Source organism: Burkholderia sp. Bp8963, from assembly GCF_003854275.1.
Taxonomy (GTDB): domain Bacteria; phylum Pseudomonadota; class Gammaproteobacteria; order Burkholderiales; family Burkholderiaceae; genus Burkholderia.
This window is the reverse complement of record NZ_QTQP01000006.1, coordinates 174,979-188,468: the sequence shown is the minus strand read 5'-3', so window position 1 is coordinate 188,468 and position 13,490 is coordinate 174,979. Positions and strand designations below refer to the sequence as shown.

Annotated in this window: 12 protein-coding genes and 1 tRNA gene; 10 read left to right on the top strand and 3 right to left on the bottom strand. The window is 66.5% G+C overall.

Annotated features, from left to right (window positions below):
• Positions 1 to 156: 156 nt before the first annotated feature.
• The 4 genes from DID96_RS07620 (at position 157) to DID96_RS07605 (ending at position 3,932) form a co-directional block, all read left to right on the top strand.
• Positions 157 to 1,146, top strand: a complete 990-nt coding sequence (locus tag DID96_RS07620) for a beta-propeller fold lactonase family protein (protein ID WP_124598747.1) — start codon at positions 157 to 159, stop codon at positions 1,144 to 1,146.
• Positions 1,147 to 1,162: 16 nt separating this feature from the next.
• Positions 1,163 to 2,137 (top strand): sterol desaturase family protein, encoded by a 975-nt coding sequence (locus DID96_RS07615; protein WP_124598746.1) that lies wholly within the window; start codon positions 1,163 to 1,165, stop codon positions 2,135 to 2,137.
• A gap of 155 nt (positions 2,138 to 2,292) precedes the next feature.
• On the top strand, positions 2,293 to 3,120 hold the full coding sequence (locus DID96_RS07610; protein ID WP_124598745.1) for an EI24 domain-containing protein: 828 nt from the start codon (positions 2,293 to 2,295) through the stop codon (positions 3,118 to 3,120).
• A complete protein-coding gene (locus DID96_RS07605; RefSeq protein ID WP_124598744.1) occupies positions 3,117 to 3,932 on the top strand; it encodes a molybdopterin-binding protein in 816 nt (271 codons plus the stop codon). The genes DID96_RS07610 and DID96_RS07605 overlap by 4 nt, the downstream gene beginning before the upstream one ends.
• A 156-nt stretch (positions 3,933 to 4,088) precedes the next feature.
• Here the strand turns inward: DID96_RS07605 and DID96_RS07600 are convergent, their stop codons facing one another.
• A complete protein-coding gene (locus DID96_RS07600; protein ID WP_124598743.1) occupies positions 4,089 to 4,553 on the bottom strand; it encodes a rhodanese-like domain-containing protein in 465 nt (154 codons plus the stop codon).
• Between DID96_RS07600 and DID96_RS07595 the strand changes: the two genes are divergently transcribed.
• The 5 genes from DID96_RS07595 (at position 4,552) to DID96_RS07575 (ending at position 11,515) form a co-directional block, all read left to right on the top strand.
• Positions 4,552 to 4,764 (top strand): hypothetical protein, encoded by a 213-nt coding sequence (locus tag DID96_RS07595; RefSeq protein WP_124598742.1) that lies wholly within the window; start codon positions 4,552 to 4,554, stop codon positions 4,762 to 4,764. The genes DID96_RS07600 and DID96_RS07595 overlap by 2 nt on opposite strands.
• Before the next feature lie 251 nt (positions 4,765 to 5,015).
• A complete protein-coding gene (glnA, locus tag DID96_RS07590) occupies positions 5,016 to 6,431 on the top strand; it encodes a type I glutamate--ammonia ligase (protein ID WP_124598741.1) in 1,416 nt (471 codons plus the stop codon).
• Positions 6,432 to 6,606: 175 nt separating this feature from the next.
• Positions 6,607 to 7,749, top strand: coding sequence for a nitrogen regulation protein NR(II) (glnL, locus tag DID96_RS07585; RefSeq protein WP_185732194.1), 1,143 nt, complete (start codon positions 6,607 to 6,609; stop codon positions 7,747 to 7,749).
• Between the two features lie 38 nt (positions 7,750 to 7,787).
• A complete protein-coding gene (gene ntrC, locus DID96_RS07580; protein ID WP_124598740.1) occupies positions 7,788 to 9,296 on the top strand; it encodes a nitrogen regulation protein NR(I) in 1,509 nt (502 codons plus the stop codon).
• Between the two features lie 89 nt (positions 9,297 to 9,385).
• Complete coding sequence (locus tag DID96_RS07575) at positions 9,386 to 11,515, top strand: prolyl oligopeptidase family protein (RefSeq protein WP_124598739.1); 2,130 nt, start codon at positions 9,386 to 9,388, stop codon at positions 11,513 to 11,515.
• Positions 11,516 to 11,562: 47 nt separating this feature from the next.
• Here the strand turns inward: DID96_RS07575 and xth are convergent, their stop codons facing one another.
• Positions 11,563 to 12,339 carry an exodeoxyribonuclease III gene (gene xth / locus DID96_RS07570; protein WP_124598738.1) on the bottom strand — a complete coding sequence of 259 codons (777 nt, stop codon included), beginning with the start codon at positions 12,337 to 12,339 and terminating at the stop codon, positions 11,563 to 11,565.
• A 182-nt stretch (positions 12,340 to 12,521) separates the two neighbouring features.
• Between xth and DID96_RS07565 the strand changes: the two genes are divergently transcribed.
• A tRNA-Met gene (locus DID96_RS07565) sits at positions 12,522 to 12,598 on the top strand.
• Between the two features lie 90 nt (positions 12,599 to 12,688).
• Here DID96_RS07565 and DID96_RS07560 read toward each other — a convergent pair.
• Positions 12,689 to 13,381, bottom strand: a complete 693-nt coding sequence (locus DID96_RS07560) for an aspartate/glutamate racemase family protein (RefSeq protein WP_124598737.1) — start codon at positions 13,379 to 13,381, stop codon at positions 12,689 to 12,691.
• Positions 13,382 to 13,490 lie beyond the last annotated feature (109 nt).

The window sequence follows — 13,490 nt, the reverse complement described above, 5'->3', positions numbered from 1 at the left end:
CGAACGCCGACGCAAACGCCAACGCAAAATAAAGACGCAGCGGGCGGGAACGCGGCGCGCCGCCCCTGCGTCCAAGTGGCGCATTTCCCGCTCCCGTCAACCGGTGGGGTGGGTCGTCCGTTCTACAATGACGGTTGTTCCTCGACGTGAGTCTTCATGCCCACTTTCCTTTCCCTCGGCCGCACGCTCGTGCTGGCCGCAGTTGCGCTGGCGCCCGTCGCCCACGCGAATAACGTCATCATCCTCAATTCGGCCGAAGCCACCCTTGCCCTGATCGATCAGCAGACCCGCCAGGTGGTCGCGACGATGCCGACCGGCAAGGAGCCGCACCACCTGATGGCGACGCCCGACAATTCGTCGCTGATCGTCGCGAATTCGGTGTCGAACAGCCTGATGTTCGTCGATCCGAAGACGGGCAAGTTGCAGCGCACGGTCGAAGGGATCGAGGATCCGTACCAGCTCGGCTTCTCGCCCGATCACAAGTGGTTCGTGTCGACCGGCCTGCGTCTCGATCGCCTCGACATCTACAGTTACGACGGTCGCGATGTGACGATCGCGAAGCGCTTGCCGCTAGCGACGATGCCGAGCCACCTCGCATTCACCAAGGACAGCAAGACGGTGCTGGTGTCGCTGCAGGTGTCGGGCGAGATTGCGGCGGTCGACCTCGCGACGCAGACGGTCAAGTGGAAGATGCCGGTCGGCAAGGTGCCGGCGGGCCTGTGGCTCACGCCTGACGACAAGTACCTGCTGGTCGGGATGACGGGCGCCGATTACGTCGCGGTCGTCGACTGGCGCAACCAGAAGGTCGTGAAGACGATCCAGACCGGCAAGGGCGCGCACAACTTCCGCTCGCTCGCCGACGGCACGCACGTCGCGGTCACGAACCGGGTCGCGAACACGATCAGCATCATCGACGAGAACACGCTCACGAACGTCGGCGACATCACGGGCCTGCTGCCCGGCCCCGACGACATGGAGCTGTCCGCCGACAAGAAGACGCTGTGGGTGACGTTCCGCTTCGCGAAGAAGGTCGGCATCATCGACCTGCCGTCGCGCAAGCTGGTGCAGACGATTTCCGTCGGCCGCTCGCCGCACGGGATCTACTTCTACGACCGCGCGCCGTGGAAGGCCGCGAACGGCGCGTGACGTTCGGGGGCAAACGATGCTGCACCTGATCGATGCGTTCGTGTCGGACATCCAGACCTGGCTGTACGTCGGCATCGTGCAGCCGCTCCTCTTCAAGTTCAACCTGATGGACTATGACGAGGACACCTACGACGCGCTGTACTGGGTGATCGTCGGCGCGCTGCAGATCGTTGCGATGTTCGTGCTGCTGCGCCCGCTCGAGGCGCTGCGGCCGGTCGAGAAGTGGGAGAGCCGCCGGGCCGTGCGGGTCGACGTGATCTACACGCTGATCGCGAAGCTCGGCATCTACTCGCTGTTCTTCTTCTTCGCGCTGCAGCCGCTGTTCGACAAGTTTCAGGCCTGGCTGCGCCTGAACGGCATTGCGAACTTCAACCTCGACTACCTGTGGCCGGGCGTCACGTCGAAGCCGATCGTCACGTTCGCGATCTATCTCGTCGTGCTCGATTTCGCCGGCTACTGGTATCACCGCTGGCAACACAAGATCGGCGTCTGGTGGGAGCTGCACGCGGTGCATCACAGCCAGCGGCAGATGTCGCTGTGGTGCGACGACCGCAATCACCTGCTCGACGACGTGATCCAGTCGTGCTTCTTCGCGGCGATCGCGCTCGTGATCGGCGTGTCGCCATCGCAGTTCGTCGTGCTGACCGCGCTCACCAACTTCGCGCAGAGCATTCAGCACACGAATGCGCTATTGTCGTTCGGCTGGCTCGGCGAGCGCCTGCTCGTGAGCCCGATCTTCCACCGCCGGCATCATGCGGTTGGCTACGGTCACGAAGGCACCAAATACGGCTGCAACTTCGGCGTGCTGTTCCCGTGGTGGGACATGATGTTCGGCACCGCGTCGTGGAACCGCACGGTCGAGCCGACCGGCATCCGCGAGCAGATCGAGGGCGTGTCGTACGGCGACGGCTTCTGGGCGCAGCACGGTCTTGCGTTCGTGCGGATCTTCCGGCGCCTCGTCCCCGCGAAGCGTGGCGCGGCGTCGGCCTGAGCACGGCGTCCGCCATTCCTCCGCGCCCGGCGATGCCTGTTCCTGCGCCGGGCGTCCTCGCCGGGTGCCTCTTTCCCGCGGCCCGCATGCGTTTTGGCGCATGCGGGCCGCGTGGTTTATCCTTTCCCCGTTTTTCTCCGTTGAAACAGGTCCGCATGAACGACTTGCTGCGTTCCTTCGTCCGCGCATTCGCGAGCGCGCTGCACCCGCGCATGCTGTGGCTCACCCTGATGCCGTTCGTCGTGTCCGCGTTGTTCTGGGGCGTGCTGCTGTGGTTTGCGTGGCAGATGCTCGTCGACACCGCACGCGGCGCGCTCGACAGCTTCGCGCTGACGGCGGCGCTTTACCGGGTGTTCGACATGATCGGCATGTCGCAGCTGCATGCGGTGGTCGCGCCGTTCGTCGTCGTGTCGCTCGCGGTTCCGCTGATCGTGCTGACGGTGCTGCTGCTGATCGCGTCGATCTCGATGCCGGTCGTCGTCAAGCATCTGTCGAGCCGCCGCTTCGCCGAGCTCGAGATGAAGCGGGGCGGCACGTTTTTCGGCAGCGTGTTCAACGCGCTGGGGACGGCGTTCGCCGGTGTCGTGCTGCTCGTCGTCACGCTGCCGCTGTGGCTGATCCCGCCGTTCTTCGCGCTGCTGCCGCCAGTGATCGGGGGCTGGATCACGTATCGCGTGATGACCTACGATGCGCTTGCGGAGCACGCGAGCCGCGACGAACGCCGCGCGCTCGTGCAGCAGCACCGCTGGCCGCTGATCGGCATCGGCATCGCGACCGGGCTGCTCGGCACCGTTCCGACCTTCATCTGGGTGTCGTCGGTCTGGATGATGGTGCTGTTTCCGTTCGTCGCGGCGGCGATGATCTGGGTTTATGCATTCATTCTGGTGTTCTCGGCGCTGTGGTTCGGTCATTACTGCCTGCGCGCGCTCGAGGACCTGCGCGCGACGCCGCGCGCCACCACAATCGACATGGGGCAGGCATGAGTATCGGCATCATCATCATCGGCGACGAAATCCTTTCGGGCCGCCGGCAGGACAAGCATCTGGCGAAGGTCATCGAGCTGCTCGGCGCGCGCGGCCTCGCGCTCGACTGGGCCGAGTACGTCGGCGACGATCCGGCGCGCATCACCACGACGCTCGCGCGCGCGCTCGCGTCGGGCGACATCGTGTTCTCGACGGGCGGGATCGGCGCGACGCCGGACGACCACACGCGACAATGCGCGGCTGCGGCGCTCGGCGTGCCGCTCGAGCTGCATCCTGATGCGAAGCTGCTCATTCAGGAGCGCATCCGCGAGACCCACACCGACCCGGAGAAGCCGGTCGACTTCGAGTCGCCGGAGAACCAGCACCGCCTCAACATGGGCGTGTTTCCGCGCGGCGCGACGATCATCCCGAACGGTTACAACCGGATTCCGGGCTTCTCGGTCGGCGATCTGCATTTCGTGCCGGGCTTCCCGGTGATGGCCTGGCCGATGATCGAATGGGTGCTCGACACGCAGTACGCGCACCTGCATCACGCGACGCCGCATGCGGAGCGGTCGCTGTACGTGTTCGAACTGCCGGAATCGACGCTCACGCCGCTGATGGAGAAGATCGAGCACGACTTCCCCGGCGTGCGGGTGTTCAGCCTGCCGAGCGTTGGCGACGCAGAGCGGGGCGGGATCTATGCGCGCCGCCACATCGACCTCGGCGTGAAGGGTGAGCCGGAAGCGGTCGCGGCCGCGTTCGTGAAGCTGCGCGAGGGTGTTCACCTGCTCGGCGGCGACATCGTCGAGCCCGACGCGCCGCGCGGCTGAGCGCCGCGCGTTCGGTATTTCCTAAAGCGGGTATTTCCAACAGCCGGTACTTCCAAAAGCAACGGGCCGCCGCCGTTCTGGTGTGCGGCCCGTCATCGGCATGTCATCGCCCGGCTCGACGATGGCACAAGCCCCGGGTGCGGCGCGCGATTGTCGTCACGCACCGATCCACGGCAGTTTCCGGAAGCACCAGCCGTCGACGGTCTTGCGGTGGCCTTCGGCATCCTTGGCGCCCTCGAAGCCTTCGAGCAGGTCGAACGCCTTCGTGAAGCCGGCCTGCGCGGCGGCGACCGCCGCGAGTTTCGAGCGCGCGGCGCTGCGGCACAGGAACAGCACGGGCACGCCGGGTTCGAGCGCCGCCGTCAACTGGTCGACGAATTCGGCGTTCGGCACGCCGCCGGGGTAGCGGGTCCATTCGAGATGCAGGTACTGGCCGTCGCCGACGAGCGGGCGGCCGACCCAGTCGAGTTCGGCGCGGGTGCGCACGTCCACGAGACGCGCAGACGGATCGAGCTGCAGCAGTTCGAATGCCTCGGCCGGCAGCAGCGCGCCGGCGTAGTTGAGCGAGCCTTGCGCGCGGCGTTCGTCGGCCTTGGCATAAAGTTGTTCGAGCGTACTCATGGCAGGAGGTCTCCGTGTCGATCAGATTCGGCGCTTCGGCGCTTCGGCGCTTACGCTGATCTCATGCAAAGTAATCGATCAAACGAGCATTCTAGCGCGCCGCCTGCCGCCCGATGTCCGTGCGCAGCGTGGCACGCGCACCGCACACACGCTCACCAATAAGGTGCAGAATGGCGCGAATGCACCAAAACGATTCCTTCCGATTGCCTGACAACGTGGATTGCACCATCGGGGTGCGCGCGCCGGAGTGGCGGTTGCATGCGAGGCCCCGAAATCGCGCGGCGAAGCCCTGTCGCGGCGAGCCTCGGCGCGATTCGCGCCAATCCGGCGCATGCATGGCACGGAAGCTGCTTTATAGAATTCGGTCCAATCGGGGCACGCTGCGCGAAAGCCTGGCCCCGAGCAGCTCGATAAACGAGGCGGTCCCAGTCCGCCGGTATTGTTCAATCAGGAGAAGAGGTTATGAGTAAAACCGTCGCCGACGTCATGCAGCTCGTGAAGGACGAGGACGTCAAGTTTGTCGATTTCCGCTTCACGGACACGCGCGGCAAGGAACAGCACGTGTCGGTGCCGGTTTCGGCATTTGACGAAGACAAGTTCGAAAGCGGCCATGCGTTCGACGGCTCGTCGATTGCGGGCTGGAAGGGCATCGAGGCGTCGGACATGCTGCTCATGCCGGACCCGAACGCTGCATTCGTCGACCCGTTCTATGAAGAGTCGACCCTCGTGCTGACCTGCGACGTGGTCGAGCCGGCCGACGGCAAGGGCTACGAGCGCGATCCGCGTTCGCTCGCGAAGCGCGGCGAAGCGTACCTGAAGAGCACGGGCATCGGCGACACCGCGTACTTCGGTCCGGAGCCGGAATTCTTCATTTTCGACTCGGTCCAGTGGAACACGGACATGTCGGGCTGCTTCGTGAAGATCAACTCGGAAGAAGCACCGTGGTCGTCGGGCAAGGAATTCGAAGGCGGCAACACGGGCCACCGTCCGGGCACGAAGGGCGGCTACTTCCCGGTCGCGCCGGTCGACACGTTCCAGGACATGCGTTCGGAAATGTGCCTGCTGCTCGAACAGCTCGGCATCCCGGTCGAAGTGCACCACCACGAAGTGGCGGGCCAGGGCCAGAACGAAATCGGCACGAAGTTCTCGACGCTCGTCGAGCGCGCCGACTGGACGCAATGGTCGAAGTACGTCATCCACAACGTCGCGCACTCGTACGGCAAGACGGCAACGTTCATGCCGAAGCCGGTCGTCGGCGACAACGGTTCGGGCATGCACGTTCACCAGTCGATCTGGAAGGACGGCCAGAACCTGTTCGCGGGTAACGGCTATGCGGGCCTGTCGGAACTGGCGCTGTTCTATATCGGCGGCATCATCAAGCACGCCCGCGCACTGAACGCGATCACGAACCCGACGACGAACTCGTACAAGCGTCTGGTTCCGCACTTCGAGGCGCCGGTCAAGCTCGCTTACTCGGCGCGCAACCGTTCGGCATCGATCCGCATTCCGCACGTGTCGAACCCGAAGGGCCGCCGCATCGAAACGCGCTTCCCGGACCCGATGGCGAACCCGTACCTGTGCTTCACGGCACTGATGATGGCCGGTCTCGACGGGATCCAGAACAAGATCCATCCGGGCGAAGCTGCCGACAAGAACCTGTACGACCTGCCGCCGGAAGAGGATGCAAAGATCCCGACCGTCTGCGCGGGCCTCGACCAGGCACTCGAAGCGCTCGACAAGGATCGCGAGTTCCTGACGCGCGGCGGCGTGTTCACGGACGGCATGATCGATGCGTACCTCGCGCTGAAGGAGCAGGAACTGGCGAAGTTCCGCATGACGACGCATCCGATCGAGTTCGAGATGTACTACTCGCTGTAAGCGGCGATGGCGCTTCGACGCATCAGCGGGCGAAGCGCCGCCACGCAGGTTCGCTTCCGCCGCGCAGCTCCCGGCGCAAGCAACGGAATCTGAAAAGGGGACGGCGCCCAGCCGTCCCTTTTTTGTTCCGCCGAATGCTCACTTTTGCCACATTCTGGGCGCGACTAGACGCAAGATGGTTCTGAAGAATCTGATCAAGGCGAGAACGGGGCAGTCGGAGCGTCTGACGGACGACGACCGGCTCGCGCGCTCGGGGCTGCTCGCGGGGCTCGAGGCGTTGCCGACTGTCGTGCTGGTGCTCGACCGCAAGACGCTGAAGATTGCGTTCGCGAATCCGTCCGCGGAGGCGATGCTCGACATTTCGCGCCGGCAGCTCGCGCAGCGGCCGTGGGGCGAAATCTTCCCGAACGCGAACGAGCTCGCGTCGACGATCACCGCGATCGGCGAAGAGCGCTTTCATGCGACGCACCTCGACACGGTGCTCGACCGGCCCGGCCGCGAGCCGCTGCACGTGCATGCGATCGTCGGCTTTCTCGAGAGCGCGCCGGACTTCGTGCTCGTCGAGCTGTTCGAGAACGAGCGCCAGTCGCGGACCGACCGCGAGGAGCGGATCCACGACCTGACCGCGGTTAACAAGCAGTTGATCCGCAATCTCGCGCACGAGATCAAGAACCCGCTCGGCGGGATCCGCGGTGCCGCGCAACTGCTCGAATTCGAACTCGGCGAGCGCGAGCGCGGCGAGCTGCGCGAATATACGCAGGTGATCATCAAGGAGTCCGATCGCCTGCAGACGCTCGTCGACCGGTTGCTCGAGCCGCACCGGCATCCGCATATCGTCGGCGACGTGAACATCCACGAAGTGTGCGAGCGCGTGCGCGCGGTGATGCTCGCGGAGTTTCCGCGCGGGCTGTCGATCGAGCGCGACTACGACGTCAGCGTGCCCGACCTGCGCGGCGACAAGGAGCAACTGATCCAGGCGTTGCTGAACATCGTGCGCAACGCGGCGCAGGCCCTGCGCGAGCGGATCGCGCAGGGCGATGCGCGCATCGAGTTGCGCACGCGGATCGCGCGCAAGATCACGATCGCGAAGCGCCTGTACAAGCTGGCACTGGACTTGCACGTGATCGACAACGGGCCCGGCATTCCGGAAGAGATCCGCGACCGGATCTTCTATCCGCTCGTGTCCGGGCGCGAGGACGGCAGCGGCCTCGGCCTCACGCTCGCGCAGACGTTCGTGCAGCAGCACGACGGGATGATCGAGGTCGAAAGCCGGCCCGGCCGCACCGAATTTCAGATTCTGCTGCCGCTCGACCATTGAGCGGCGACTCGCGATACACCACGATATCTGACCGACCTATGAAGCCGATCTGGATAGTAGACGACGACCAATCGATCCGCTGGGTGCTCGAAAAGGCGCTCGCCCGCGACAGCTTCGCGACGAAGAGCTTCTCGAACGTGCGCGATGCGCTCAACGCGCTCGATCACGAGACGCCGCAGGTGCTCGTGTCCGACATCCGGATGCCGGGCGGCTCGGGCCTCGAGCTGCTGCAGGCAATGCACGAGCGGATGCCGGGCCTGCCCGTGATCATCATGACTGCGTTCTCCGATCTCGACAGTGCCGTCGCGGCGTTCCAGGGCGGCGCGTTCGAGTATCTCGCGAAGCCGTTCGACGTCGACAAGGCGGTCGAGCTGATCCGCCGTGCGGTGGAGGAGAGCCTGCGCGGCGGCGCGCCCGCGGACGACCGCATTGCCGAGGCACCCGAGATGCTCGGCCAGGCGCCGGCGATGCAGGACATGTTCCGCGCGATCGGCCGCCTGTCGCATTCGGCCGCGACCGTGCTGATCACCGGCGAATCGGGCACCGGCAAGGAGCTCGTCGCGCGTGCGCTGCACCGTCACAGCCCGCGTGCGAACGGGCCGTTCATCGCGCTGAACACCGCGGCGATCCCGAAGGACCTGCTGGAGTCCGAACTGTTCGGCCACGAGCGCGGCGCGTTCACCGGCGCGCAGACGACGCGCCAGGGCCGCTTCGAGCAGGCCGAGAACGGCACGCTGTTCCTCGACGAAATCGGCGACATGCCGTTCGATTTGCAGACGCGGCTGTTGCGCGTGCTGTCGGACGGCCAGTTCTATCGCGTCGGCGGCCACAGCCCGCTGCGCGCGAACGTGCGCGTGATCGCCGCGACGCACCAGAACCTCGAATCGCGCGTGCGGCAGGGGCTGTTCCGCGAGGACTTGTATCACCGGCTCAACGTGATCCGGCTGCGGCTGCCGCCGCTGCGCGAGCGCAGCGAAGACATTGCGCTGCTCACGCGCCACTTCCTGCAGAAGAGCGCGCGCGATCTCGGCGTCGAGCCGAAGCGCGTGTCGGACGAAGCGCTCGCGTACCTGAGCTCGCTGCCGTTTCCCGGCAACGTGCGGCAGCTCGAGAACCTCGCGAACTGGCTGACCGTGATGGCCCCTGCGCAGACGGTCGAAGTCAAGGACCTGCCGCCCGATCTCGTGCCGTCCGGCGCGGCGGTGGCGGCCACCGGCGACAGCGGCGATGCGCATGTGGCGGTCGGCGAGCCGGCGGCGCTGCCGCCGGCCGCGCTCGGCGCAGCCGTCGCGTCCGTCGCGCCCGCGCCGGGCAGCGGCCCGGCCGGCTATCCGATGTGGGAGCACGGGTTGCGCACCGAAGTCGCGCGTTTGTTGCGCGAGAACTCGGCGGACGTGATGGACGAACTCGCGCGCCGCTTCGAGGCCGCGGTGATCCGCGAGGCCCTCGATTTCACGCGCGGCCGCAAGGTCGAGGCAGCGGAGCGGCTCGGCATCGGCCGCAACACGATCACGCGCAAGATCCAGGAACTGCATCTGGAGCCCTGAGCGCGCAGTGCGGCATGCGCGGGCGCCGCGCATGCCGCGATCGGACATAATCGCGGTTTGACCGCAGTTTGCCATTCCGCCGATCCGCCATGTCCGATTCCTTCCGCTGGCCCGCCGGGGCCGACCCGTTCCGTTTTCTCGAAGCGCTCGACAGTGCGCGCGCCCGCGCGTGGGTCGACGAGCAGAATGCGCGCACCCGCGTCGCGCTGCGCGACGACGACGCGTATCGCGCGCTCGTCGCGCGCCTCGCGCAAGCCTATCTGCCGCGCGAGCGCCCGGTGATTCCGACCCGCTGGCGCGACTGGGCATACGACCTGTGGCAGGACGACCTGCATCCGAAGGGATTGTGGCGCCGCGCGCGCTGGGACGACTGGCGCGCGGGCCGGCCGGAATGGGAAACGCTTCTGGACGTCGACGCGCTCGGCGCGGAAGAGGGCGAGTCGTGGGTATTCGAGCAGGACGCGATCCTGTACCCGGACGGCGATCGCGCGCTGCTGTCGTTGTCGCCGGGCGGCGCCGACGCGGTCGTCGTGCGCGAATTCGATCTCGTGCAGCGCCGTTTCGTCGATGCGGGTTTCACGATCGACGAGCCGGGCCATCACATGATCGGCTGGATCGATCGCGATACCGTCTACGTGAGCTGGGATCGCGGCGAAGCGCATTCGACCGCGGCCGGCTATCCGTACGACGCGCGGCGCTGGGTGCGCGGCACGCCGCTCGCCGATGCGCCCGTCGTGTTTCGCGGCGAGCCCGACGACATCAGCGCGGGCGCGTGGTTCGATCCGATCGACGGCCGCCACGTCGCGTGGCGCAGCGTCGATTTCTTCGATGCGCATGCGTACCGGCTGACGGAGGCGGGCGAGTGGGCGCGCTACGATGCGCCGACGCACGTCGAGATCGGCTTCTGGGAGGGCTGGCTCGTGCTGGAGCCGCGGCTCGACTGGGACAGCGGCGGCGTGCTCCACGCGGGCGGCTCGCTGCTTGCGATCCGCGAGCACGCGTTCCTGGCCGGCTCGCGCGATTTCACGACGCTGTTCGAACCGGGGCCGTCGACGTCCGCGTGCACGTGGACCCATACGCGCCATACGCTGATCGCGAGCTGGCTCGACGACGTGCACAACCGCACGATGCTGTGGCAGCCGCGGCTGGGTGACGACGGCGCGTGGACCTGGGATGCGCGGCCGTTCGACTGGCCGGGCGATGCGCAGATCGACGTCGAGCCCGTCGAGTCGACGCTGAACGACGATGTGTACGTGGACGTCGACACCTATCTCGATCCGCCCGAATGCTGGCTGGCCGATCTTGCCGATCGTGCGGCCGATGCTGCGTCGCGCCGCGTGCTGCTCGACCGGCCGCCGGTGCAGTTCGACGCGGCCGGGCTCGTCGTGCGCCGCGCGAGCGCGCGCTCGCGCGACGGCACCGTGGTGCCGTACACGCTGATCGGGCCGCGTGAAGCGCTCGACGGCGGTGTGCTCGACGGCGATGTGCCCGACGGTGCCGCACGCGTCGCGCGGCCATGCCTGCTGTCCGGTTACGGCGGCTTCGCGTTGCCGAACCTGCCCGGTTACAGCGATGCGCTCGGCATCGGGTGGCTCGAGCGCGGCGGCGTCGCGGCGTTCGCGCATATCCGCGGTGGCGGCGAGTTCGGGCCGCGCTGGCACGTCGACGCGCAGCGCGAACACCGGCAGCGTTCGTTCGACGACTTCATCGCGGTGGCCGAGGATCTGATCGCGACGGGCGTGACGACGGCCGCGCAACTCGGTATCGAGGGCGGCAGCAACGGCGGGCTGCTGGTCGCCGCGTGCATGGTGCAGCGGCCGGAGCTGTTCGGCGCAGTGCTCTGCCGGGTGCCGCTGCTCGACATGCGACGCTATCCGAAGCTGCACGCGGGCGCCGCCTGGCTGGACGAGTACGGCGACCCGGACGACCCGCGCGAGGGCGCGGCGCTGGCTGCGTATTCGCCGTATCACCGCGTGAGCGAAGGCGTTACGTATCCGCCGCTGTTGCTGACGACGTCGACGCGCGACGATCGCGTGCATCCCGCGCATGCGCGCAAGATGGCCGCGCGCATGCACGCGCTCGGTCACGAACGGGTGTGGTACTGGGAGAACACCGACGGCGGCCACGGCAGCGCCGACGATCTGGAACGTGCCGAATCCGACGCGGCCGAATTCGGTTTCCTGTGGGCCCATCTTGGGCCCGCGCCCGCGCGTCGCTAACTGCGCGTCACTAACCGCGCATCACTAACCGCGCGCGGGCAGCGTGCTCAGCCGACGACGGCGACGACCGGCGTATGGTCGGACGGCTGTTCCCACGTGCGCGGCGTGCGATCGACTTCGCACGACGCGCAGGTTTCGGCGAGCGGCGCCGACAGCAGGATGTGGTCGATGCGCAGCCCCGCGTTGCGGCGGAACGCCATCATCCGGTAGTCCCACCACGTGAAGGTCTTTTCGGGCTGCTCGAAGCGGCGGAACGCGTCGACGAGCCCGAGTTCGACGAGGCCCGCGAAGTGCGCGCGCTCCTGCGGCGACACGAGATTCTGGCCTTCCCATTTCGCGGGATCGTGCACGTCGCGGTCTTCCGGCGCGATGTTGTAGTCGCCGAGCAGCGCGAGCTTCGGGTAACGCTGCAGTTCGCTGCGCAGCCACGCGTTCAGCGCGTCGAGCCACTGCATCTTGTAGACGAACTTATCGGAGTCGGGCGCCTGGCCGTTCGGGAAATACGCGGAGATGATGCGCACGCCGCCGATCGTCACCGCGATCACGCGCTGTTGCGGATCGTCGAAGCCGGGGATGTTGCGGGTCACGTCCGATTCGTCGAACGGCAGCGTATCGCGCGCGAGGATCGCGACGCCGTTGTAGGTCTTCTGGCCCGTGAACCAGCAGCGATAGCCGGCCGCCTCGAGATCGGCGCGCGGGAATTTGTCGTCCGGCAGCTTCAGTTCCTGCAGGCACAGCACGTCGGTGCCGCTTTGCGCGAGCCAGTCGAGCACGTGCTGCTTGCGGACGTTGAGCGAGTTGACGTTCCAGGTGGCAATCTTCATGGACGGGTGCGGTTGCGGCGTGTATTCGAAGGCCGCCATCTTACCGCGAGCGTGATGTGCGGTCGCGTGCGATGCGATGCATCGCACGCCGCTGGTGTGACGCGGCTAGCGTACGCGCAAGAAAGAAAGATGACAAAAGTGTTGACGTGAGTGCCTACGCACCCTATAATTTATTTCTCTGACGCGGGGTGGAGCAGTCTGGCAGCTCGTCGGGCTCATAACCCGAAGGTCGTAGGTTCAAATCCTACCCCCGCAACCAAGCACATCTGGCGATGTGCAGCGCAAGTGACCGATGCGCACCTCGCCAACAAGAACCCGGCTCGATGCCGGGTTTTTTGTTTTCTGCGCGTCAACCCGCCGCCCATTCCACCGCCGCCTTCGCATGCAACGCGGTCGTATCGAACACCGGCAACGGTGAATCCTCCGCGCCGATCAGCAACGTGATCTCCGTGCAGCCAAGTATTACGGCCTGCGCACCGCGCGTCGCCAGCCCTTCGATGATCCGCACATACGTCGCGCGCGACCCCGCATCGACGACGCCATGACACAGCTCGTCATAGATGATCCGATGCACGTCGGCGCGCTCGCGTTCGTCCGGCACGAGCACGTCGAGCCCGAACTTCTCGCGCAGCCGTTCCGCGTAGAACGGCAATTCCATCGTATAGCGTGTGCCGAGCAGGCCGACACGTTCCACACCCGCATGGCGCAGCGCTTCGCCCGTCGGGTCCGCGATGTGCAGGAACGGCACGGCGACCGCCGCCTCGATCGCGTCGTGCACGCGATGCATCGTGTTGGTCGTCAGCACGATCAGCTCCGCGCCCGCTGCTTCGAGTTGCCGCGCGGCCGCAGCCATGTGCGCGCCAAGCGCGGGCCAGTCGTGCGCGCGCTGCAGCGCTTCGATCTCCGCGAAATCGACCGTCACCATCACGCTCTTCGCGTTGTGATGCCCGCCATGCAGCGCCTTCGAATACCGATTTAGCATCCGATAGTATTCCGCCGACGATTCCCAGCTCATCCCGCCGATCAGTCCGATCGTTTTCATCTGCAACCCTTCCGCTAACCATATCGCCGCGAGTATAGGCGTGCGAGCGTACACCCGGCGGTACGCTTCGCGCGAAGCGGGCCGGTACGGCGCGGCCGTATATGGCAGC